We start from the raw sequence: 21,240 nt of genomic DNA on the forward strand, positions 1-21,240 counted from the left end.
CAAGGTTTTCAGGTTGTCCGTCGGAAGCGCGGGCTCTAGCCTGTTTCGGTCGCTGCCAATTCAGTGATCGGGCATGGAAACCCGCGTAACAACAGAGCGCACAAGCGCCATTCATAACGTATCCTGCGCACCCTCATGGTGTGCACTTTGTTATGGCGGCTGTGCGTAGGAGACCTCGTGTCTGCCGGGTTGCTCTGTCCCGGGTTTCCAGCCTGCGTACAGCTGCCACCTATTCGCTTGGAAACCGAATAGGGCCAGCTATAACCGTCATACAGGGTAAAAAATCATGAAGAAACCAACACCCAACCCACCCGAAACCCAAGCCAACCCCGAGACCGACCCAACCTCCCCATACACCTCCGCCCACTCCAGAAAACTCCACGAAGCCGCCGAACGCGCCCTCGATCATTACCTCTGCCCCGGCGCCCACATCATGGGCAGCGTCAACGAACCCGCCCCGATGTACCTCGCCAACCCGGCCTACAACACCGAATCCCTGCTCGCCAACGCCAGCGAATCCCTGGGCTCGGCCAGCGAAATGCTCAACAACTTCGCCGCCACCCTCGACCCCGCCCACCGCAAGACCGCCCTGGGCATCGCGCAGATTCTCATGTTGGGTGAACTGGCCGTAAATCAGGCCTTGGATCACGTCGAGCTGAAGGACTGATCCAGCACATCCCCAATAAAAAAACGCGACCCAGCAATGGGTCGCGTTTTTCACATTCAAACCGGAGTCACCATGGATCCCCTGATCTCCACAATCGTTTCAGACTTCGAAAGCGAAGAGCAGGCCGCCAGCTACGACCGGTGGTTCCGTGCCGAAGTCCAAGCGTCAATCGATGACCCGCGTCCAAGTATTCCGCATGAGCAAGTGATGGCTGAAATACAGGTATTGATGGAAGAGGCTCAACGCAGGTACGAGGCACTTGAGGCGTCGAACAAGGACTGCACCGCAGCACCAGATTGATCGTTCCAACGCTCTGCGTGGGAATGCAGCCCCTGACGCTCCGCGTCAAATTCGCGAGCTGGAACGCGGTGCGTCCCTTGAGGCATTTCCCGAGTCGGTTCGACGTGGGAACGATCAACGACTCAAGTACCAGCGAAAAAAACGCCCCCAAAAGGGAGCGCATTTTTTGCTTCAGTGGAGTCATTCATTCTGTGGCCGAGCGCCACATCACGGATATTCCTGACGTGCGTGCACAACGCCCAGAATATTTATCCGGCCCACCGCTTGGTAAATGAGCAGGTAGTTGGGATGTACGACCATCTCGCGAGTGCCGGGAGTTCGCCCCACTCGATAGAGGTGTGGATGTTTGGTAAGGGTAACCGTGGCGGCTTCGATAGCGTTTGAGAGCTTGTTAGCCGCTTTGAAATTACGGTCACTGATGTAGTCAAGAATGTGCAGGAGTTCAGCCCGAGCTTCGGGTTGCCACTCAACCTGCATCGTATTTTTTACGCTTTGCTTCCATCAGGGCATGCATTTCGGCCATCACCTGATCATTAGGAATGCTCGGACGTGGGTCATCCATGGAAGCTTGTATTTTGGCGATCAACCAACGGTCATAACTCGCAGCCTGCTCCTCAGGACCAAGATCCGAAACAACCGGGCACAGTGGGTCGATCAAAGACGGGTCAATCATGGAACCTCCGGGTTGGGTGCCTGGAAGTCTATTCGGTAACGGTATCGCTGTCGTCGCTGTCTGGATGAATTGCATGTAGGCCAAGCTCCATGGGGATCAAGTTGTCCCGGCAAATCCTAGAGCCTGCACTTCCGACGGCCAACCGCCAGAATTCGTCAGAAAACTCCTCGAATTTCTGAAAACGTTCCGTTTTCCGTAGGACGCCACTCAAGCGTCAGCGCAAAAAAACCGCGACCCTCAACAGGTCGCGGTTTTCCAACACCCAACCCTTACTGCTGCAAAACCGTAGCCTGGTTAGCCGACCCAAACTGCTGAATGGTCGCGGTCTGCGTCATCCCGCTCTGATCCACATTGGCAATGTTCCCGGTGCCGCCCTGGGTTACATACGCCACGTTCATGGTGTCCGCCTGTTTCACGGTGATCATGTTGTCGCTGCCATACAGCTGCGCGGTGTAGGCCTGGTTGCCGGTGCCGGACTGGTCGAATTCGGCGCTGTTGCCCGAGCCGTTCGACGAGCCCTGAACCAGGTTGGTGGTGCCGCGCTGGTCGGCGATGAGGATGTTGTCGCTGCCGTTCTGATCGAAGTACAGCTCGTTGTAGGAATCAGCCTGGCTGACCGTGGTCTTGTTGCCGGTGCCGGTCTGGTGGGTGGTCATGATCTGGCCGATGCCGTCCTGTTTGAAGCTGGCGATGTTGCCGTTGCCGGCCTGGGTGACGGTGGCGCGCTGGCTGCTGCCGAACTGGCCGCCATGTTGCGGGCCTTTCCAGTTGCTGGCGTAGACCTTGTTGTCGTTACCCACCGAGGTGGCGTTGAGGGTGTGGCTGTCGCCGTTCTGGTAGGTGAAGTGCACGTTGCCGTTGCCGACCTGATAGAGCGCCAGGGTCGAGTTGACCGATTCGAACTGGTCGGCATAGATGGCGTTGGTGTTGCCGATCTGAGTGACGGCGGCGGTGTTGTTTTCGCCGAAGCTTTGGTCGACCACGGTTTCGTTGCTGTCGCCGTACTGGTTGACGGTGGCCTGGCTGGCCAGTTGCGAGTCTTGCCAGATTTCGGTGCCGTTGAGGTTGCCGAACTGGTTGATGGTGATGTTGCCGCCGGTGCCGTTGCGCTGGTCGCCGTAGGCGTAGTTGCCTTCGCCGGCCTGGTTGATGCCGATCTGGCCGCCGTTGTGCAGCACTTGTTCGGCGGTGCCGTAGTTGGCGGTGCCGTACTGGGTGATCACCGAGCTGTTGCCGGCGCCTTCGTAAAGTTGCTCGATGTTGGCTTCGTTGCTGTCGCCGAACTGGAAGGTCTTGCCTTCGCTGCCGTTCTGCGAGTCCTGGTAGACGAACGAGAAGTTGCCGGTGCCTTGCTGTTGTTGCAGGGCCTGGTTGCCGGCGCCGAAACCGAGGGACTGGCTGGCGTGGGCGGTGTTGAAGGCACCGGTCTGTTGTTGGGTGATGGTGCTGTTGTCTTCGAAAAGCTGTTCGGCGTAACCGGCGTTGTAGTCGCCGACCGCGTCCTGGGTAATGACGCTGGTGGCGGTGTCCTGCACGGCGGCGGCGTTGTTACCCTGGCCCAGTTGGGTCTGGGTCGCGGTGCTGAACGGGGCCTGGGTCTGCTTCACATCAGCGATGTTGGCCGTACCGAACTGGCTCTGGGTGGAAAGGCTGTCGTCGGCCATGGCCTGGGCACTGATCATGACCAGGATGGCGGCGGTGAGGGGCGTCAGTTTGAACATGATGAACTCTCCGATGATTGCAGTGCTTAGCGATATTGCTTGACCGAAACGCTCATGCCGTTGCCCGACTGGGTCACGGCGCTTTGCAGCCCCGTGCCGGCCTGCTCGATGCTGGCGTCGTTGTTGTTGCCGTTTTGCGAAATCTGCGCGCGGTTGTGGCTGCCGGTTTGTGTGATGGACGCGGCGTTGCCGGAGCCGTTTTGCGTGATCAGGGCCATCAGGTCGCTGCCTTGTTGCAGGATGTACGCCTCCTGATTGCTGCCCGACTGCACGATCTTGCCCAGCAGCGACTGACCGTTCTGCGAGAGCAGGGCGAGGTTGACCTGGCCGTTCTGGTCGATCAGGGCTTGCTGGCCCACGGGGGGCGGCAGTTCGCCGAGATCGGCGCTGTTGGGCGCCAGGTCATCGTTTTCCATCAGGTCGTCGGCGCGCACGCCCGCACTGACGCACAGGGCGAGCAGGCAAAGCAGGGCGGCGGTCGGCGTGTTCATGGCGTTGTCCTGTGTTGTGTGTTGCTCAAATCCGGAATCGTGGCTGAGGCAGCCCCACCCATCCCGCGCCAAGCGGTGTGGGTTGGGTGGGGCGTGGGTTCAGAGCGTGTTCACCGAGATGGTGCGAACGGTGCCCTGGGACGAGCGGATGGTGGCGGTCGGGTTGGCTGATGGCACGACCAGCGTGTTGTTCAGCGTCAGCCGCCAGCGTCCGGTCACCGGTACCGTGGTGGTGCCCAGCGTTACCAGCCCGGTCGGGGTGGTGACCTGCACGGTGATGGTGTTGCCGGTGGTCACCGACGAGGTGCCGGCGAAGTCCCAGTTGAAGCGGCCGCCGGAACGGGCCTGCACGGTCGAGGTGGTGACCGTGAAGGTTTCCGCCGCTGGCCGTGGCGACACTTGCACCGTGACGGTCGCCGGCGTCGACTGGGCGCCGAAGCTGTCCCGGGCGATGTAGGTGAAGGTCGTGGTGAAGGCCGTGGTCACGGTGGCCGGTGGGGTGTAGGTGATCACCGTGCCGTCGGTGCTGACCGTGCCGCGTCCTGCCGGCGGTTGGGTCAGGCTGGCGACGCCCAGCGGCGTGTTGCCTTCCGGATCGGTGTCGTTGGCCAGGACGTTGATCGGGATCGCGACACCGAGGGTGGCGACACTGTCGGCAACGGCGGTCGGTGGCCGGTTAGGCGCGACGCTGATCGTTACCGTGGCCGGGTTCACCGAGGCCAGGCCTTTGTTGTCCTGGGCCTTGTAGGTGAAGGTGGTGGTCAGCGGAGTATTGACCACGGCTGGCGGGGTGTAGACCACCGACGTGGTGCCGTTCAGGGCTACGGTGCCTTGGCCGGCCGCCGGTTGAGTGAGGGCAGTGATGCTCAGCGGCACATTGCCGTCGGGGTCGCTGTCGTTGGTCAACAGGCTGAGCGTGATCGGCACACCGAAGCTGGTGCTGCCGCTGTCGGCGACGGAGAGTGGCGCCTGGTTCTCACCGGTGTCCGGTGCGCTGCCGACCACCACCACCGGCTCGGTATCGCTGCCGCCGGCGGCGGATTTGACCGTGACGGTGGCCGGAGGCTGGGTCAGGTCGGCCACGGTGATTTTTTGCAGCGTGCCGGTTTTCGACAGGCGTCCGTAGCCCTGCGCAACCATGTCCGGCACCGCGACTTCATCGGTCGAAGTGGCTTCGATCAGCAGGCTGTGGTTGGCCCAGCTGTAGCGGGCGGTCTGGATTTTCACCACGTCGGTGAGCTTGGCCGAGACGGCAGTCGGCCGGGTAGTGCCGGCCGGGTTGGTCGCGGTCACGACTACCACCGACGGCAGGGTGCCGGTACCCAGACGCTGGCCGAAGAACAGTCCGTTGTTGTCACCCAGCAGGCTGGTCTGGCACGGCGTCGGCGGTGGGCCGGGCAGTAAGGCCAGGGTTTCGCGGAAGCACAGGGTCGAGCTGCTGTCGGCATTGGCGAACACTTCGGCGCGCACACCGGCCGAGGTACGGCGATAGGTGGCGCGGTCGACGGCGACGTGGGTTTGCTGACGATTGTCGAGGACCTTGCCGGCGACGGTGAACAGGTTGGTCTGAATCGAGCCAACACCCGACGGACCGTCGATCCGCAGGAAGTTGGTGTTGAACGGGCTGCCGGTCACCGCTTCGGTGAGGTTCGGGTCGCCGACGAAAGTTTCGATGCCGCCGGTGTCCGGGTTCACTTCGGTGTACGGGCCGTTGATGCTGCGCAGGAACGGTCCGATGGCACCGTTGAGCGCGCCACTGAAGTTGCCCGGCGCACCGATGCCGATGTCTTTGGTGATGTTGATCGCCCGCCGGCCAGGGGTGGTGACGTTGACGGTTTCAACGCCGTACGGGTGGGTGATGGTGTAGGTGCCGGCCACCGGGACGTTCACCCGAATGCGGATCCGCGCGAAGCTTTGCTGATCGCCATCCACCGGATTCCCCGAGGCGAACGCCGCTTCAATCCCCGCCACGTAGGCATCCACGCCGAAACCGGCGCCGTTGTTCGGGATGGCGGTTTCAGCCAGGAACCAGAACGCCTCTGGCGGCCAGTTGTCGGGGAACACCATCGGCAGGCTGTCATCGAACACGCCCGGTTCCGGCAGCAGGGTGCACATGTACGCCGGCGGGGTGCTGACCGGCACCCGCGAACTGGCGGCGCGCGACTGGCAGAGCTCCATCGACAGCTGATTGTTGTCCTGGTACCACATCGGGAATTTCCCGGTGGCGAAGGTGTAGGGGCCGGGATCGACGGCGGCCAGTTGCGCGAACGCACTGCCGGTCAGCGAGATTGTCAGCCCGAGCGCGTTGAGCGCGAAGCGTGGCCACTTGTTCATGATGCCTCCTGATGCGGATCTGGGCATGTGAGCGTTCATTGCACGATGACCACTTCTTCGGTATCGCTGCCGCCGTTGGACGACGTCACCCGAACCTTGGCCGGTGGTATCGGCGTGATCCCGGTGGCCAGGGTTTTCTCCGCACCGTCGCCACCCAGCGCACCGATAGCGGCGCCGGTGTCGGAGGTGGCGGTGAGCACCGGTGGCGAGGTTTCGTCACTGGTCGAGGCCACCACGGTCAATTGCCCGGAAGTGAGGCTGTACTCGGCGCGCTGGATCACCACCAGGTCGGTCAGGGTCATGGGCAGGGTGGTCGGCGAACTGGTGGCGATCGCCAGGTGGTTGTCGGCGGTCACTTGCAACACGGCCGGCAAGGTCGGGTTGACCGCCGATTGCGCGTACCAGCTGCCGGTGCTGTCGGCTTCTGTCATGTTCACCACGGGCGTGCTGCTGGTGATGGCGGCGGTGCCCGGCGCGGGCGGGGCTTTGACGAACACGTCTTGTTGGGCCACTGGTGCGCTTTCACCGGGCTTGCGCGAGTAGGTGCTGCGCTCGGTGATCAGAGGCGTTGGCCGCACCACTGTCGACAACTTGCCGGACACGGCGAAGGTCGTGCTGCGCAGGTCAATACCGCCCGGGCCTTCGATGCGTACGTAGTTGGTGTTGAACGGGCTGCCGGTCACGGCTTCGTTGAGGTTCGGATCGCCAACAAACTGTTCGGCCGCACCGGTCAACGGATTGGTCTCGGTGTACGGCCCGTTGACGCTGCGCAGGAACGGGCCGATGTCACCCTTGAGGGCGCCGTCGTAGGTTTGCGGGGTGCCGATGCCGATGTCGCGGGTCATGTTGATCGCGCGCCGGCCGGGGGTATCGACGGTGAACACATCGACGCCGTACGGGTGGGTGATGACGTAGGTGCCGGCGGTGGGCACATCGACCCGGATGCGGATCCGCGCGAAGCTGATCTGGTCGCCCTCCACCGGATCGCCGGCGGCAAAGGCAGCCTCGACGGCGCTGACGTAAGTCAGATTGATGCCGCGTGCCGCATCGACGATGGAGGTATCGCCAGTGAACCAGAAGGCTTCATCGGGGAAGTTGGTGGGGAATACGAGCGGTTGCGTGTCATCGAACACGCCGGGGGTCGGCAGCAGCGAGCACATGTAAGACGGGGCGCCCGGGGTGCTCGGCACGCGGGAGCTGAGTGCTTTGGACAGGCACAGATCCAGGGTGCGACCGTGGGTGTCCTGATACCAGCTGGCGAAACCGCCATTGGCCGGTGTGTAGGGACCCGGGTCGACGGCGAACAGAGCGGCCTGGGCAATGCCCTGGGCCAAGGCGCTCACGACCAGGACGGTCGCGGTTTTGGACAGTAAAGGGTGCATGAGTTAATCCCTCTATCGAAGTACCTGCCCCGTGGGGTTGGGTCAGTTGCTGAGGGCTTTACAACTTCCATACCAACGATTGGCCAACCGGCGGCAAAGGCCCGTGGCGCAAGGGTTGGAAGCTGGATACGCGGGAAGAGGGCAAACGTCCGGATAGGGCGACTGTCCCCAGGATTGGGGATTGTGGGGGCATGAACGCCTGGCGGTTTTTCCCTGACCGGGAAATCGGCTGAGTGTGGGGCCGTTCACCCCCCGCATCCGGGCAAACACCCAACCGTGGGCTATAACCCTATAGGGACGTTTCGGGAAGTCGCCGCCATGAACATGCAGTCACAATCGCTACCGGTCGAGGAGGGCAGCCAGCGGCTGAACTCGCGCAAGCAGCCGTTCAACCTGTTGCGCTGGTTTTCATTGATCAGCATGGCGGTGATCGGCACCGTGGCGGTGGCGCTCGGGGCGGTGTCGACACGGTTCGTGATCGAAGAAAGCGTGCAGCGCGATGCCTTGCTCACTGCGCAGTTCATCCAGGCGATTGCGGCGGCGGAGGTGCGCCACGTCTCGATCCCCAATATCCGCACCATGGGCGAATTGCTCGACCCGCGCCAGGACAAGGACTTTCCCGACGTCGACCCGGCGGCCCGAGCCAGCGCCAGGGGTGAGTTTCTTGATCACATCGAGCATTTGCCGGATGTGATCCTCGCCAACATTTATGCGCCGGATCGTACCGTGATCTGGTCGACCAATCCCGCGCTGGTCAACACTCGCATTCATGCCGACGAAGACCTCGACCGGGCGTTCGATCAAAGGATCCCGGTGTCGGCGAGTTACCACAACGTAGACAAGGGCCGTGAAGAACAGAAGTTCGTCGTCCCCCCGGAATACATCTTTATCGAGAATTACATTCCTCTGTTCGACGCCGAGGGCAAGAACGTCACGGCGATGGTTGAAATCTATAAAGAGCCCAAGGACCTGATCGCCCGCATGGAGCGTGGGCTGACGCTGATCTGGCTGGCCACCGCGCTGGGCGGCGGGCTGATTTACCTGGGGCTGTACTGGATCGTGCGGCGGGCGGCGATTCTGCTGGCGGCCCAGCAAAAACAACTGATCGCCAACGAAACCTTTGTCGCGCTGGGCGAGATGTCCTCGGCGGTAGCCCACAGTCTGCGCAATCCGCTGGCGACCATCCGCTCCAGCGCCGAACTGGCGCTGGAGTTCGACGCCGGCCCGGCGCAAAAGAACATCAAGGACATCATCGGCCAGGTCGACCGCATGTCGAAGTGGGTGCGCGAACTGCTGCAATCGTTGCGACCGCTCAATGACGACCCGGAACCGGTGAACCTGGTGGCGGCGCTGCATGACAGCCTGACGGCGTTCGAGCAGCAGATCGCCAGGGCCGGCGTGCAGGTGGTGTTTCAACCTCAGCAGACGCCGATGGTGTTGAGCCAGCCGGTGCAGCTCACGCAAATCCTCAACAGCCTGCTGGCCAACGCGCTGGAAGCCATGGAGAAGGGCGGCACGCTGACCATCACCCTCGAACCGAGCGACAGCCGTGGCGTGAGCGTCATGCTCAGCGACACCGGCAAAGGCATGAACGAGGAACAGCGCAGCATGGCGTTCCGGCCATTCTTCACCACCAAGCAGGGCGGCCTCGGCGTGGGCCTGGTGCTGGTCAAACGGATCATGGAACGCTTCGGCGGCGGCGTGAGCCTGGACAGCCGCGAAGGCGAGGGCACCACCGTTCGTCTGGCGTTTCAGCTCATTCAGTAAATTGGGGTGAACTTTCCCCCAGCAGTGGGTGTCAGGCCCCGGTCACCGGGGAGTGGGGAATGCAACAGCGCGTCCAAGTACCTGTTACAACTGGAAATGATTTTTTGGCGAGGTAATTGCAAAACACCATCACCCCTTCCTTAGATGAGGCGGCTGGTGATGGACAGAGCAACGCATGACCCCAAAAAACTCTTCCTGTTGACGCCACTGAGCGTCTTTCTGATGTTGACCCTCGGCCAGATGACCGGGGTTCGAGCGAGCCCGATCGACGACGAGAATCAGCCGGAAGCGTCCGACCCGTCGGCGTATTACGACGAGCCCGCAGACCGCGCCGGTGCCCTCAACGCCATCCTGACGATGCCCGAGGCCAACCAGGACTCCTTCGATCTGCCCGACGGGGTCAAAGGCACGCGGGACACGACGCGCACGGAAAACATCCTGCCGCCCACCGTCCAGACCAGTTTCAATTACCCCACCAACGGCAAGCCGAGCCCGCTGTACGGTGCCCAGCCGTTCACTCAGCAACTGGTGCTGTTCGAAGAGTTCGGCCCGGAAAAACTCGACCCGACCACACCGGCCGCGCCGTTGAGCTTCCCGCCAGCGGCCATCGGCCCGGCGCCGGCGCAAGACCCGAACAACATCGCCCGCAGCGCGCCTCCCGGCACGGCGCTGGATGCGTTTTTGCGTCAACCGGGGCTCACGCCATTTCCGAGCCAGTACGCCAACGTGGTTGACCGCAACCCGTGGCAGGCGCAGATCGAACTGTTCCTCAATCGTCACATCGGTTCCTCCGCCGAAGGCCGGCCACCGGGAAAAGGCTGGGCTCATCAGCGCTGGAACGAGTTCTACCCGCAAGTCGCCTACAAGACCGTGCAGACCGGTGCGCGTCTGAACGGCGGCCTGCGTGACAGTCGGCAGATGCACGGTTATGCGGTGGGCGAGTTCGGCCCCGGCGGTCTGTACCACAACGTCGCGGGCGTGCCGGCGACGGATGGCACAGCCAAGGGTGTCGACCCACGGTTCCACCCGGCGATGCCGGTGCAGGACCACAACTCGGTGTGGACTTTCGACGGCACGCTGCCGCCGAAACTGTTGATGGTGCGCTACGGCCAACCGGTGCTGATGCGGCACTACAACGGTTTGCCGATTGATCCTTCCGCCAACCGCGGTTTCGGTCTGCACACCATCACCACCCATGAGCACAACGGCCACGCGCCAGCGGAAAGCGACGGTTATGCCAACGCGTTCTTCTTCCCCGGCCAGTTTTACGACTATCGCTGGCCGATCCAGCTCGCCGGTTACGACAGCATCAACACCAAGGCTGAAGATCCACGCGCCGCATTCCCCTGCGCACCGGGGGAAACCCTGTGGGTCAACGACCTGCAGCCTGCGAAAAAGACCTGCGATCACGGCACCATCAAGATTCGTGGCGACTGGCGCGAAACCATGAGCACCCACTGGTTCCACGACCACATGCTCGATTTTACCGCGCAGAACGTCTACAAGGGCAACGCGGCGATGATGAACTACTACAGCGCCCTGGACCGTGGCAACGAATCGGTGAACGACGGCGTCAACCTGCGTTTCCCCAGCGGCAGCGCCTTGCCGTGGGGCAACCGCGACTACGACGTCAACCTGGTGTTCGCCGACAAGGCCTGGGATCAGCAGGGTCAGCTGTGGTTCAACCCGTTCAACACCGATGGCTTCATCGGCGATCAGGTGCTGGTCAACTGGCAGTGGAAACCGACCCTCGACGTGCGGGCCCGCAGTTATCGCTTCCGCCTCCTCAACGGTTCGGTGTCGCGCTACTTCAAGCTCGCGCTGGTGCGTGAAGTCAAAGGCACCGGCGGCGAATTCCAGGGGCCGAGAAACTCCGGTGTGTCCTACAGCCGGGTGCCGTTCCACATGATCGCCAACGACGGCAACATCATGGAACACAGCGTGCCGTTCGACGGCTCGATGGACCTGGATGCCGACGGCGACAAACAGAACCACAACGCGATTCTGCCGACCCAAGGCATCGCCGAGCGGTTCGACATCATCGTCAACTTCGCGAAAAACGGCATCAAACCGGGCGACAAGCTGTTCTTCGTCAACCTGCAGGCCCAGGACGACGGCAAAGGCCCGAAAGAAGTGATCCCGCTGGCCGACGTGCTTTCGGAGAAATACCTGGCGGTCATCAAGCAAACCAGCAAGGGCCCGCAATGGGACCGGGGCGACCCGGTGGTAGGCAAGGTCCTGCAACTCAACGTCAAGGCTTATACCGGCCAGGATCTGTCGATGAACCCGGCCGCTTATGAGCCAGCCAAACCGGGCAAGGCCGAAGGCATGGTGATGATTCCGCTGAAGATCCACCGTGACAACGCTGCCGACAAGGCGCTGCTGGCCAAGGCCTTGCACCGGACCTTCATCTTCGGCCGCTCCGACGGCACCGATGAAGCGCCGTGGACGATCAAGACCGATGGCGGTTTCGGCTTCCATATGGACCCGCGCCGGTTGAATGCCTCGACCAAACTGGCCAGCGGCCCGACCGACGCCGGAGTCAGCGGCATCGGCACCCTGGAAGTGTGGAACATCAAGGCCGGTGGCACGGGCTGGAGCCATCCGGTACACGTGCACTTCGAGGAGGGGATCATCCTCAGCCGTGGCGGCAAGGCCCCGCCTGAGTGGGAAAAATGGGCGCGCAAGGACGTCTATCGCATCGGCTCCGAAGCCGACGGGCTGGACAGCGTCGAAATGGCGATCAACTTTCGCGAGTTCGCCGGGACTTACATGGAGCACTGTCACAACACCCAGCATGAGGACAACTCGATGCTGCTGCGTTGGGACCTGGAAAAACCCGGGCAACTGCAGTTGATGCCGACACCGCTGCCGAGCTGGGATGGCGTGCGCTACGTCAACTCCGCCGCGCTGCCAACCTTCCGCACCGGCGACGGCTTCGGCCCGCAAGTGACCGTGAAACCATGAAAAGGGAGGGAGCCGACATGACCCAGCCAACGCCGCGCTCCCGCGCCCTGGGCATGCACCTGATTCTGGTGCTGGTCACCTGCCTGCTCGGCAGCCAGGTGCTCATCGCCCATCAGGCGCAGCCCGAAGGCGCCAGTGAATCCGCCACCCCGTGGGGTGGCGACTATTTCCCCAACACCCTGCTGACCGACCAGGACGGTCGGCAGGTGCGGTTTTTCGATGACCTGATCAAAGACAAGGTGGTGGTGATCAACTTCATCTTCACCTCGTGCAGCGACTCCTGCCCGCTGGAGACCGCGCGCCTGCGCCAGGTGCAGAAACTGCTGGGGGATCGGGTCGGGAAAGACATCTTTTTCTACTCGATCACCATCGACCCGTTGAGCGACACCCCCGCAGTGCTCAAGGCCTATGCGCAACGCTTCAAGGTCGGCCCCGGCTGGAAATTCCTCACCGGCGAGTTCGAAGACGTCACCGAGCTGCGCAAGAAACTCGGGCTGTTTATCGAAGGCGTCGACAACGGCCGGACCAAGGATCACAACCTGAGCCTGATCGTCGGTAACCAGAGCACCGGGCGCTGGATGAAAGCCTCGCCGTTCGAGAACCCTTGGATCCTCGCCGACCAACTCGCCAACACGCTGCAGAACTGGAAGCAGGCCAGCACCGAAGAAAGCTACGCCGACGCCCCGCAGATCCGGCCGCCGAGCAATGGTGAAGAACTGTTCCGCACCCGCTGCGCTTCGTGTCACAGCCTCGGCCCGCAGGACGGCGAAGGCATCGGCATGCGCAACATCGGCCCGGACCTGATCGGCGTGACCCGTCAGCGTGACGCGGCCTGGCTCAATCGCTGGATCCGCGAACCGGATCGGGTGCTGGCGGAGAAAGATCCGATCGCACTGCAACTGTTCGAGCAATACGAGCGCATCCCGATGCCGAATCTGCGTCTGGATGAAGCTTCAGCGCAATCGATCATCGACTTTTTGAGTGCCGAAACCGAGCGTCAGCATCCGTCCGTGCAGCCCTTGGCCGACGGGGCATTGACGCCAGTAAAACCGGCTTCTGCCAGCGAAACGGTGAGTCGTATGCAGTAGCGGCTAAATAGCATCATTGAACCGTGTGTCACGGTCATTGCCACCTACACTCATTCGAGAGGGCGGCTGTAACCGGCTCGATACCAGAACGCCAGGGCATCCCCATGCAACGACTGGAAGAACAGAAAACATCGGCACCGAACCTCGCGCTGGCGGCCATCAAGAGCTGGGGCGGGCAGTTCAATCTGTTGCGCTGGTTTTCGTTGGCGAGTTTTTTCATCATCGCGGCCGTGGCGCTGGGGCTGGGCTACATCTCCACGCGTTTCGTGGTCACCGAAAGCGTAGAGCGTGACGCGCTGCTCACCGCGCAATTCGTGCAGGCCATCGGCGATGCGGAAATGCGCCATGCCAACATCACGCCGCAACGGACCATGGGCGAGATGCTCGACTCGCGCCAGGACGGGAACTACCCCGACGTCGATCCGCTGTCCCATGCAATGGCCCGTGCCGAGTTTCTCGATCATGTCGAACACTTGCCGGACGTTCTGCTGGCCACGGTGTACGCCCTGGACCGCACGGTCATCTGGTCGACCAACCCCGAACTGATCAACGTCAAGTTTGAAGACGACGACGAGCTGGATGAGTCGTTCGAGATGAAAGTCCCGGTGTCTTCCAGTTATCACAAGATCGACGATGAAAAACCCGAGCAGCGGCTATCCCGCGAACCCAAATACCTGTTCATCGAAAATTACATCCCGATGTTCAACGCCGACAAAAGCAAAGTCATCGCCATGGTCGAGATCTACAAGGAACCGGCGGATCTGGTGGACCGCATCGACCGTGGATTCGCCTCGATCTGGGCCGCGACCATCCTCGGCGGCGCGGTGATTTACCTCGGTTTGTTCTGGATCGTGCGGCGCGCCTCGAGCCTGTTGCAGAGCCAGCAACAGCAGTTGATCAGCAACGAGACCTTCGTCGCTTTGGGCGAGATGTCCTCGGCGGTGGCCCACAGCCTGCGCAACCCGCTGGCGACCATTCGTTCCAGTGCCGAGCTGGCCCAGGAAATCGCCAGCCCGGGGGCACAGCGCAACATCGGCGACATCATCAGCCAGGTTGACCGCATGTCGCGCTGGGTGCGCGAGCTGCTGGTGTCGTTGCGCCCGATGAGTGATGACGGCGAGGCGGTGGACCTGCTGGCGGCGGTCGAGGACACCTTGGGAGCATTTGACGCGCTGATCCGGCGCAATGGCGTCGAAGTGCGATTCACTCCACAAAGTTGCCCGCCGGTCGTCAGTCAAAAGGTGCTGCTCACGCAAATACTCAATAGCCTGTTTGCCAACGCCCTGGAAGCGATGCCCAGAGGCGGCGTACTCAGTGTCGAGATTGAAACGGCGCAGTCCGGTCAGGTGCGCATGACCCTGAGCGACACCGGCAAAGGCATGAGCGCGCAGCAGCAACAACAGGTGTTCAAACCGTTTTTCACCACCAAACAGGGCGGCCTCGGGGTCGGCCTGGCGCTGGTCAAGCGAATCATGGAGCGGTTTCAGGGTTCGGTCATGCTGACCAGCCGCGAGCAGGAAGGAACCCGCGTCAGTCTCAACTTTAGAGTGGCATCGGGAGGGGAATATGGAACACAGCATTCTGCTGGTCGAGGATGACGAACTGCTGGCCGAGAATATTCAGACCTACCTGGAGCGCAAGGACTTCGAGGTGACGGTCTGCCACTCGGCCGAGGACGCGCTGGGGCAACTGGAAAGCTTCATGCCGGACATCGTCCTGACCGACAACTCGCTGCCGGGCATGAGCGGTCACGATCTGATCCAGAAGCTGCGCATCAGCGCGCCGGACCTGAAAGTGATCATGATGACCGGCTACGGCAACGTCGAAGACGCGGTGGTCGCGATGAAGGAGGGCGCCTTTCATTACGTCACCAAACCGGTTGCGCTGCCGGAACTCAAACTGCTGCTGGACAAGGCCCTGGCCACCGAACGGATGGAGCGCACGCTGTCGTTCTACCAGGAGCGCGAGGCGCAGAAATCCGGGGTGCAGGCGCTGATCGGCGAGTCAGCGCCGATGCTGCACCTGAAGAACACCATCGGCCAGTTGCTCGACGCCGAGCGGCGCATGGCCAACGGCGATCTGCCGCCGGTGCTGGTGGAGGGCGAAACCGGTACCGGCAAGGAACTGGTGGCCCGTGCGCTGCATTTCGACGGCGCGCGCAGCAAAGGCCCGTTCATTGAATTCAACTGCGCGTCGATTCCGGCCAATCTGGTGGAATCGGAATTGTTCGGCCACGAGAAAGGCGCGTTCACCGATGCCAAGGACCGCCGGGTCGGGCTGGTGGAAGCCGCTGATGGCGGCACGCTGTTTCTCGATGAAATCGGTGAAATGGATCTGGTGCTCCAGGCCAAACTGCTGAAACTGCTGGAGGATCGCACCATTCGCCGGGTCGGTTCGGTGAAGGAGCGCAAGGTCAACCTGCGGGTGATCAGCGCCACCAATTGCAACCTTGAGCAGATGGTCCAGCAGGGCAAGTTCCGCCGTGATCTGTTTTTCCGGCTGCGGATCATCTCGATCAAGGTGCCGCGTCTGTACGCCCGTGGCGAAGACATCCTGCTGCTGGCCCGGCACTTCCTCGCCAGCCACGGCAAGCGCTATGGCAAACCGAACCTGCACTTCAGCGATCAGGCCGAGGAGCTGCTGCTCAGTTACACCTGGCCGGGCAACGTGCGCGAACTGCGCAACATGCTCGAACAGACCGTGCTGCTGGCGCCGAACGACACCATCGCCGCGCATCAACTGAACGTGTGCATGAGCCTGTGCGATGAGCTGCCACCGCAACATCAGCACGAGGTGCCGCACACGCACTTCGAACCGCGCCCGGCGAGCAACACCGAATCGATGAACCTGCCGGAAGTCGAACGCGACATGGTGCGCAAGATGCTCGACAAGACCGACTGGAACGTCACCAAATCGGCGCGCCTGCTGGGCCTGAGCCGCGACATGCTGCGCTACCGCATCGAAAAGCTCGGCCTGGCGCGCCCGGACAAGCGTCAGTGGTAAACGGCGGTGCTGCTTGGATTCGGCGGGCTCAGGCATTCGAGCACGCACGTCGGATCCAGCACTTCGTCGTTGACGTAAATGCCGCGCTCGGCATCGTAGGTGCGGATAAACACCCGCACCGTCGCATCGGCCACGGTGGGCAGTTGCGAGTCATGGAATACACGGCGATCCGGGATGACGATGAAGTCCTGTGGCGGCGTGTCATCGAACGGCCGGGGCGGCTGGGCCGACAGCGACGGTGGAGCAGGGTGGGCAAAGGGCTGGTCCGCCCCGTAGTAGTTGAAGTTGCTGTCCAGCGCCTGCGCCTGGGCGGCGGCGAGCAGACAGGCGGACAACAGCAGTCGATTGAACATTCCCATGGCAGCACCTGTGGAAGCGGATTTCCCCAAGGCTATTAACTATAGCTGCCCGCGGTGCAGGCGTTGGTGCAGGCGTGGTCGGCTTACAAGTTCGCAACAACCTGTAGCGCGAGGCTGAACTAGACTCGGGCCGCTCAATGGTGAGCATCGCCCGGAGTGCGCCATGGAAGTGCCAAACAATAAAAATGCCGTCGAGAGCAATCGTCAGGCGTGGAATGATTCCGCCCGTCATCATCAGGACTCGCCCGATTGGCAGGCCTTGCTGACCGAGGTTGCGCAGGCGGATTTTTCCTGCCTCGACGACACCCTGCGCGGTTTGCTCGAGCAGGTCGGTGTCGATGGCAAAGACGTCGTGCAACCGGGTTGCAACAACGGCCGCGAAAGCCTGTCACTGTTCGCCCTCGGCGCGCGGAATGTGGTCGGCATCGATCAGTCCAGCGCGTTTCTCGAACAGGCCCGCGAACTGAACAAGCGTTCGCCGCACAACGCCGAATTCATCGAAGCCGATATTCATCATTTGCCTGAATCGCTGCGCGGCCGTTTTGACGTTGCACTGATCACCATCGGCGTCCTCAACTGGATGCCCGACATCGGCGAATTCTTCCGCCACGTCGCCTCGACTCTCAAACCGGGGGGACAACTGGTGATCTACGAAACCCACCCGTTCCTGGAAATGGTCGACCCCGAGGCCGAGGACCCGTTTCGTTTCGCCAGCTCGTATTTCCGTAAAGAACCGTTCGTGCTTGAAAAACCGATCGTCTACGTCGGCAAGGTCGAACAGCCGGCGGCCAAGTCCTACTGGTTCGTGCACACCCTCGGCGCGATCTTCACCGCCGCCCTCGAGGCCGGCCTGAACATCTCGCACTTCAAGGAATACCCGCACTCGAACCGGGAAGAAGTGTATGACCAGTACCAGAACCGCGAGGCGCAGATGCCGCTGTGTTTTACGTGGGTGGGGGTGAAGCGCTGAGGCGCGAATGGAGCATTACGAAGGCGGCCGAATGGCCGCCTTCGTTGTTTCAAGCCTGCGCAGCCGCCGTCACCACCGGCCGTCCCGGTTTGCGCAGTGGGTCCAGGCGTGAGCCTTCGTAGCGGGTTTCGCGGAAGAACCGCCATTTGCCGAACAGGCAATAGACGTGGGTGACGCGGCCCTGTTCGTGGTAGCCCATGCGGATGTGCAGTTTCAGCGCCGGGATGTTGTGGGTTTCGCAGACGTCCACCACCTTGTTGCAACCCTGGGCGGCCATGGCTTCCCAGAGGGCGACCTGCACGTCCACCGACAGGCTGCTGCCGAAGTAGGCGCGGATCATTTCACCGCCGAACTCGAAGAACTCGCCGGGTTTGACCGGGAAGGTGCAGCCGTAATAGTGGCGGTCGTGGTAGTCGCGAATACTGCCCCAGATGAACCCGACCGCATGGCCGTCGGCATCCAGGTACATGTGCCCGGTGTGGCCTTCGTTGGCCAGTTCGGCCATGGTCTGCACCCGGTCACCGAAGTGTTTGGCGAACGCGCCGGCATTCTCGGCGGTGATGTCGACTTTGCGCAGGCCGTCGTAGGGGCGCAGCTTGTGCGGCGGTACCGGGCTGACCAGGTCGCGCTCCATCCACAACAGTTCCCAATGGAAGAACACGTAGCGTTTCCACAACGTGCCGAAGGTACGGCCCAGGCCTTTTTGCTTGATACGTTCGCGCAGCTTTTCAATGACGCTCATGATGCCCTCCGAGGCCGGAGCCCGGGTGTTGTGGATGACGCTTTTGTGGGTATAGATCAGCCCTGCAAGTTCATGTCAAAGCGCCAGCTTTGAATGTATTGCAAGTTGTGTAACGGTTCAGATCGCCTCGGCACCCCGCAAAAAATCCTTGTTCAGATCGGCATAGGAAACCCGTGGAACCCCCGTCAGCCGCTGCTCTAGCAAGCGGCTCAGGGACTCTTCGGGTGGCAGATAGGCGTCGCCGAAATCCGCCCCGAGCTGGTTCGGATGGGCGACGATTTCCAGCACGCCGTCGGTCGGCGCAGCAGCGTTGCGCAGGTCCACCGGGGTGCAGACGTAATCGGCCGTGACCCCGGCCAATCCCTGCAATCGGCGGTTGAGCAACCCCTTGAACAGGCGCTTGGGCAGGCTGAGGTTTTGCCCCTGGTTGCGCGCCAGGCGCACGGGCACCCCTTGATGGGCGGCGAAGCGCGCGACGATCTCGCCGATCGGCCAGATGTTGTGCACGTGCTGATGCGAATCGAGGTGGCTGGGACGCACGCCGTGATCGACGCAGCGCTGCCACTGCGCCTGCAATTCTTCCTGCACCGCCTCGCGGTCTTCGCGGCTCAGCCACAGGCTGTGGCGAGGCAGGTTGAGGTCGAACACGCCGTGGCTGTCGCAGAAGGTGCGACGCTCGAGAATGGCCCGGCTCAAGGGCCGGCCGTAGGTCAGGTTGAAATGCAGGCCGATCCGGCCCTCCAGCAGCGGCAGCCGGGCCATGGCGCAGGCCGCTTCGAACGCCGGCATGTTGGCCATGGCGGTAGCGGAACTGATGACCCCGGCCTGGAACGCACCGAGGATCACCGCGTTTTCGTTCGGGCTCAGGCCGAAATCGTCAGCGTTGACTATGACTTGGCGTGGCATGTTCGCCCTCCTTGCCGGGGTTGATCACAGGTGTCGCAATGGCCGCCGCTTTGGCCGCCGCATGCTTCGCCCGCCATTGTTGCAACGCAGGTTTGAGCCGGTGCCAGACGCGCAGCCCGAGCCCCAGCAACAGACCGCTCGGGCGCCACGAGTAGAAGCTCCAGCGCCAGTGCTCCAGTTGTCCGGTCATGCGTTCGTGCAGTTGATGGCTGGAGTTTTCCAGGCTGACCCGCGAGGCATCGATCCAGCGCCAGTTGTCATCCAGTCCCCAGCGAATCCATTCCTCCAGCAACACCCGGCCGCTGCCCAGATCGGCGTACTGCGGCAGGAAGGCGAGGTTGTAATCGTAGAGACGGCCTTGTTCGAACAGACCGAGTCGATAGCTGATGCAACGTTCGTTGAGTTCCAGCATAACCACGCGCACCCGGCCGGAAGCGGCGAGGGCGGTGAAGGCGTTTTCCATGTAGCGGCGGCTGCGGTCGCTGGCAAAGATCCCGACGCCTTCGTCGCCTTTCCAACTGACCGCTTCGACTTCGCTGATGGCCTGCAGCAACGGGCCCATGCTGGTCGCGTCGGGAATGATCCGCCGGACTTCGGCGCCGCACGCGGCAATCCGCTTGCGCGCCCGGCGCAGTTTGTAGCGCGGATCGCCCGAGACTTCCTGGCGGTCGGCGTCGCTGATCAGGTGCACCGGCACCCGGCAGCTCAAGCGACGTTCGCCGGTGGAGCTGTGGGCCATCCATTCGGTGAGCACGCTTTCGGCGCCGACCGGTTCGGCGATTTCGTTGAGTTGCAACAGGGCGTGGGGCACGCGCTGGCGAATCAGCCGCAGGGCCTGGCGCATACTTTCTGCGTCCAGAACCGATAACAACGCCAGGCGATCGGCCAGCGGATAACCCAGGTGATGCACCACCCGAAATGGCAATCCGAAAAACCGCTCACGGCTCGCCACCAGCGGCAGGCACAGGCGCAATTCGTCCGCTTCCCAACCCAGCAATACGTGCAGCCGCTCGTGCGTGTCGAGCGCTTGCTCTGCCGCACACAGCCAGTCGAGGCTGTTGAACGGCGTGTGATCCGTCACCCGCAGGCGCAGCGCTTCATAGGCCGCCGCCGGGAAGTCGGGTGCGCACAACGAGGTGCGCCATTCGAATCGCGCCATAGATTCAGGTCACCGTTGCTGTGACAGGTGGACGGGAAGGTTTGCGCAGTGCCTCCAGGCGCGAGCCGCTGTAGCGGGTTTCGCGGTAGAAGCGCCAGCGGCCGAACAGTTTGTAGATGTTCATGATCCGGCCCTGTTCGGTATAGCCCATGCGCAGGTGCAGCTTGAGCGCCGGGATGTTGTGGAATTCGCAGACGTCGACCACCTTGTCGCAGCCCTGGGCGGCCATGGCTTTCCAAAGTTCCAGTTGCAGATCCACCGACAGCTCTGTGCCCCAATACGAGCGGGTCAGTTCGCCGCCGAACTCGAAGAACTCGCCGGCTTTCACCGGAAACAGGCAGCCGTAGTAGTGACGGTCGAAGTAGTCCCGGGCGCTGCCCCAGATGAACGCCACCGCATTGCCCTGATCGTCCAGGTGCATGTGCCCGGTGTGATGTTCCCGGGCCAGTTCCGCCATGGTGCCGACGCGGTCGCCGAAGTGGCGGGCGAAGGCGCTGACGTTGCCCGGGGTGATTTTCACCACCCGCAGCGGCGGGTAAGGCTTGAGGCTGTGGGGCGGTACCGGACTGACCAGATCGCGCTCCATCCACAGCAGTTCCTGATGAGAAAAGACGTAGTGTTTCCAGACCTTTTTCACGGTGGCAGTGAGTCCTTTCTGCCGTAGGTTTTCAGTCAGTTTGCGCAGCATGTTCATGGTCGTTGCTCCTGATG

At 62.3% G+C, this 21,240-nt stretch carries 19 protein-coding genes; 8 read left to right on the forward strand and 11 right to left on the reverse strand.

What is annotated here, in order from left to right; translation table 11 throughout:
- The first annotated feature begins 286 nt into the window (after nucleotides 1–286).
- Both ACM6JM_RS06195 and ACM6JM_RS06200 read left to right on the forward strand, forming a co-directional pair.
- Nucleotides 287–667 carry a DUF6124 family protein gene (locus tag ACM6JM_RS06195; protein ID WP_414881469.1) on the forward strand — a complete coding sequence of 127 codons (381 nt, stop codon included), beginning with the start codon at nucleotides 287–289 and terminating at the stop codon, nucleotides 665–667.
- Nucleotides 668–739: 72 nt separating this feature from the next.
- A complete protein-coding gene (locus ACM6JM_RS06200) occupies nucleotides 740–967 on the forward strand; it encodes an antitoxin (RefSeq protein WP_127797545.1) in 228 nt (75 codons plus the stop codon).
- A gap of 207 nt (nucleotides 968–1,174) precedes the next feature.
- On the opposite strand, the gene ACM6JM_RS06205 is transcribed toward ACM6JM_RS06200, so the two are convergent.
- The 6 genes from ACM6JM_RS06205 to ACM6JM_RS06230 form a co-directional block, all read right to left on the reverse strand.
- Complete coding sequence (locus tag ACM6JM_RS06205; RefSeq protein WP_179695643.1) at nucleotides 1,175–1,444, reverse strand: type II toxin-antitoxin system RelE/ParE family toxin; 270 nt, start codon at nucleotides 1,442–1,444, stop codon at nucleotides 1,175–1,177.
- Nucleotides 1,434–1,640 (reverse strand): antitoxin, encoded by a 207-nt coding sequence (locus tag ACM6JM_RS06210; RefSeq protein WP_246883796.1) that lies wholly within the window; start codon nucleotides 1,638–1,640, stop codon nucleotides 1,434–1,436. The genes ACM6JM_RS06205 and ACM6JM_RS06210 overlap by 11 nt, the downstream gene beginning before the upstream one ends.
- A 269-nt stretch (nucleotides 1,641–1,909) precedes the next feature.
- Nucleotides 1,910–3,361: a curlin gene (locus tag ACM6JM_RS06215; RefSeq protein ID WP_414881470.1), complete on the reverse strand. Its 1,452-nt coding sequence runs from the start codon at nucleotides 3,359–3,361 to the stop codon at nucleotides 1,910–1,912.
- 26 nt (nucleotides 3,362–3,387) lie between these two features.
- Nucleotides 3,388–3,852 carry a curlin gene (locus tag ACM6JM_RS06220; protein WP_007956150.1) on the reverse strand — a complete coding sequence of 155 codons (465 nt, stop codon included), beginning with the start codon at nucleotides 3,850–3,852 and terminating at the stop codon, nucleotides 3,388–3,390.
- 99 nt (nucleotides 3,853–3,951) lie between these two features.
- Nucleotides 3,952–6,186: an Ig-like domain-containing protein gene (locus tag ACM6JM_RS06225; RefSeq protein WP_414881471.1), complete on the reverse strand. Its 2,235-nt coding sequence runs from the start codon at nucleotides 6,184–6,186 to the stop codon at nucleotides 3,952–3,954.
- 35 nt (nucleotides 6,187–6,221) lie between these two features.
- A complete protein-coding gene (locus tag ACM6JM_RS06230) occupies nucleotides 6,222–7,568 on the reverse strand; it encodes a hypothetical protein (RefSeq protein WP_414881472.1) in 1,347 nt (448 codons plus the stop codon).
- A gap of 318 nt (nucleotides 7,569–7,886) precedes the next feature.
- Here ACM6JM_RS06230 and ACM6JM_RS06235 point away from each other — a divergent pair, with 318 nt between their 5' ends.
- The 5 genes from ACM6JM_RS06235 to ACM6JM_RS06255 all read left to right on the forward strand — a co-directional run bounded on the left by ACM6JM_RS06235 (nucleotide 7,887) and on the right by ACM6JM_RS06255 (nucleotide 16,393).
- On the forward strand, nucleotides 7,887–9,335 hold the full coding sequence (locus ACM6JM_RS06235) for a sensor histidine kinase (protein WP_414881473.1): 1,449 nt from the start codon (nucleotides 7,887–7,889) through the stop codon (nucleotides 9,333–9,335).
- Nucleotides 9,336–9,494: 159 nt separating this feature from the next.
- On the forward strand, nucleotides 9,495–12,302 hold the full coding sequence (locus tag ACM6JM_RS06240) for a multicopper oxidase domain-containing protein (RefSeq protein ID WP_103387233.1): 2,808 nt from the start codon (nucleotides 9,495–9,497) through the stop codon (nucleotides 12,300–12,302).
- A complete protein-coding gene (locus tag ACM6JM_RS06245) occupies nucleotides 12,299–13,390 on the forward strand; it encodes an SCO family protein (RefSeq protein ID WP_414881474.1) in 1,092 nt (363 codons plus the stop codon). Before ACM6JM_RS06240 ends, ACM6JM_RS06245 begins: the two co-directional genes overlap by 4 nt.
- A gap of 104 nt (nucleotides 13,391–13,494) precedes the next feature.
- A complete protein-coding gene (locus ACM6JM_RS06250; RefSeq protein WP_414881475.1) occupies nucleotides 13,495–14,988 on the forward strand; it encodes a sensor histidine kinase in 1,494 nt (497 codons plus the stop codon).
- The gene (locus tag ACM6JM_RS06255; protein ID WP_011333449.1) at nucleotides 14,957–16,393 is read left to right on the forward strand and encodes a sigma-54-dependent transcriptional regulator; all 1,437 of its coding nucleotides are present in this window, start codon (nucleotides 14,957–14,959) and stop codon (nucleotides 16,391–16,393) included. The genes ACM6JM_RS06250 and ACM6JM_RS06255 overlap by 32 nt, the downstream gene beginning before the upstream one ends.
- On the opposite strand, the gene ACM6JM_RS06260 is transcribed toward ACM6JM_RS06255, so the two are convergent.
- A complete protein-coding gene (locus tag ACM6JM_RS06260) occupies nucleotides 16,384–16,752 on the reverse strand; it encodes a hypothetical protein (RefSeq protein WP_414881476.1) in 369 nt (122 codons plus the stop codon). The two genes, ACM6JM_RS06255 and ACM6JM_RS06260, sit on opposite strands and share 10 nt — an antisense overlap.
- A gap of 163 nt (nucleotides 16,753–16,915) precedes the next feature.
- On the opposite strand from ACM6JM_RS06260, the gene ACM6JM_RS06265 reads away from it, so the two are divergent.
- Nucleotides 16,916–17,722 (forward strand): class I SAM-dependent methyltransferase, encoded by an 807-nt coding sequence (locus tag ACM6JM_RS06265; protein WP_414881477.1) that lies wholly within the window; start codon nucleotides 16,916–16,918, stop codon nucleotides 17,720–17,722.
- Between the two features lie 49 nt (nucleotides 17,723–17,771).
- Here ACM6JM_RS06265 and ACM6JM_RS06270 read toward each other — a convergent pair whose 3' ends face one another.
- The 4 genes from ACM6JM_RS06270 to ACM6JM_RS06285 form a co-directional block, all read right to left on the reverse strand.
- On the reverse strand, nucleotides 17,772–18,464 hold the full coding sequence (locus tag ACM6JM_RS06270; RefSeq protein ID WP_102688555.1) for a GNAT family N-acetyltransferase: 693 nt from the start codon (nucleotides 18,462–18,464) through the stop codon (nucleotides 17,772–17,774).
- Between the two features lie 117 nt (nucleotides 18,465–18,581).
- Nucleotides 18,582–19,370, reverse strand: a complete 789-nt coding sequence (locus ACM6JM_RS06275; RefSeq protein ID WP_414881478.1) for a ChbG/HpnK family deacetylase — start codon at nucleotides 19,368–19,370, stop codon at nucleotides 18,582–18,584.
- Nucleotides 19,342–20,529, reverse strand: a complete 1,188-nt coding sequence (locus ACM6JM_RS06280; protein WP_414881479.1) for a GNAT family N-acetyltransferase — start codon at nucleotides 20,527–20,529, stop codon at nucleotides 19,342–19,344. Before ACM6JM_RS06280 ends, ACM6JM_RS06275 begins: the two co-directional genes overlap by 29 nt.
- A 4-nt stretch (nucleotides 20,530–20,533) precedes the next feature.
- The gene (locus ACM6JM_RS06285) at nucleotides 20,534–21,223 is read right to left on the reverse strand and encodes a GNAT family N-acetyltransferase (protein ID WP_414881480.1); all 690 of its coding nucleotides are present in this window, start codon (nucleotides 21,221–21,223) and stop codon (nucleotides 20,534–20,536) included.
- Nucleotides 21,224–21,240: the final 17 nt, after the last annotated feature.

The organism is Pseudomonas sp. IT-P2 (genome assembly GCF_949767575.1).
GTDB lineage: Bacteria > Pseudomonadota > Gammaproteobacteria > Pseudomonadales > Pseudomonadaceae > Aquipseudomonas > Aquipseudomonas pharyngis.

Bases quoted from the DNA above. Each gene is read 5' to 3' on its own strand.
- ACM6JM_RS06195 (WP_414881469.1), top strand. From the start codon at position 287: ATGAAGAAACCAACACCCAACCCACCCGAAACCCAAGCCAACCCCGAG.
- ACM6JM_RS06200 (WP_127797545.1), top strand. From the start codon at position 740: ATGGATCCCCTGATCTCCACAATCGTTTCAGACTTCGAAAGCGAAGAG.
- ACM6JM_RS06205 (WP_179695643.1), bottom strand. From the start codon at position 1,444: ATGCAGGTTGAGTGGCAACCCGAAGCTCGGGCTGAACTCCTGCACATT.
- ACM6JM_RS06210 (WP_246883796.1), bottom strand. From the start codon at position 1,640: ATGATTGACCCGTCTTTGATCGACCCACTGTGCCCGGTTGTTTCGGAT.
- ACM6JM_RS06215 (WP_414881470.1), bottom strand. From the start codon at position 3,361: ATGTTCAAACTGACGCCCCTCACCGCCGCCATCCTGGTCATGATCAGT.
- ACM6JM_RS06220 (WP_007956150.1), bottom strand. From the start codon at position 3,852: ATGAACACGCCGACCGCCGCCCTGCTTTGCCTGCTCGCCCTGTGCGTC.
- ACM6JM_RS06225 (WP_414881471.1), bottom strand. From the start codon at position 6,186: ATGAACAAGTGGCCACGCTTCGCGCTCAACGCGCTCGGGCTGACAATC.
- ACM6JM_RS06230 (WP_414881472.1), bottom strand. From the start codon at position 7,568: ATGCACCCTTTACTGTCCAAAACCGCGACCGTCCTGGTCGTGAGCGCC.
- ACM6JM_RS06235 (WP_414881473.1), top strand. From the start codon at position 7,887: ATGAACATGCAGTCACAATCGCTACCGGTCGAGGAGGGCAGCCAGCGG.
- ACM6JM_RS06240 (WP_103387233.1), top strand. From the start codon at position 9,495: ATGGACAGAGCAACGCATGACCCCAAAAAACTCTTCCTGTTGACGCCA.
- ACM6JM_RS06245 (WP_414881474.1), top strand. From the start codon at position 12,299: ATGAAAAGGGAGGGAGCCGACATGACCCAGCCAACGCCGCGCTCCCGC.
- ACM6JM_RS06250 (WP_414881475.1), top strand. From the start codon at position 13,495: ATGCAACGACTGGAAGAACAGAAAACATCGGCACCGAACCTCGCGCTG.
- ACM6JM_RS06255 (WP_011333449.1), top strand. From the start codon at position 14,957: ATGGAACACAGCATTCTGCTGGTCGAGGATGACGAACTGCTGGCCGAG.
- ACM6JM_RS06260 (WP_414881476.1), bottom strand. From the start codon at position 16,752: ATGGGAATGTTCAATCGACTGCTGTTGTCCGCCTGTCTGCTCGCCGCC.
- ACM6JM_RS06265 (WP_414881477.1), top strand. From the start codon at position 16,916: ATGGAAGTGCCAAACAATAAAAATGCCGTCGAGAGCAATCGTCAGGCG.
- ACM6JM_RS06270 (WP_102688555.1), bottom strand. From the start codon at position 18,464: ATGAGCGTCATTGAAAAGCTGCGCGAACGTATCAAGCAAAAAGGCCTG.
- ACM6JM_RS06275 (WP_414881478.1), bottom strand. From the start codon at position 19,370: ATGCCACGCCAAGTCATAGTCAACGCTGACGATTTCGGCCTGAGCCCG.
- ACM6JM_RS06280 (WP_414881479.1), bottom strand. From the start codon at position 20,529: ATGGCGCGATTCGAATGGCGCACCTCGTTGTGCGCACCCGACTTCCCG.
- ACM6JM_RS06285 (WP_414881480.1), bottom strand. From the start codon at position 21,223: ATGAACATGCTGCGCAAACTGACTGAAAACCTACGGCAGAAAGGACTC.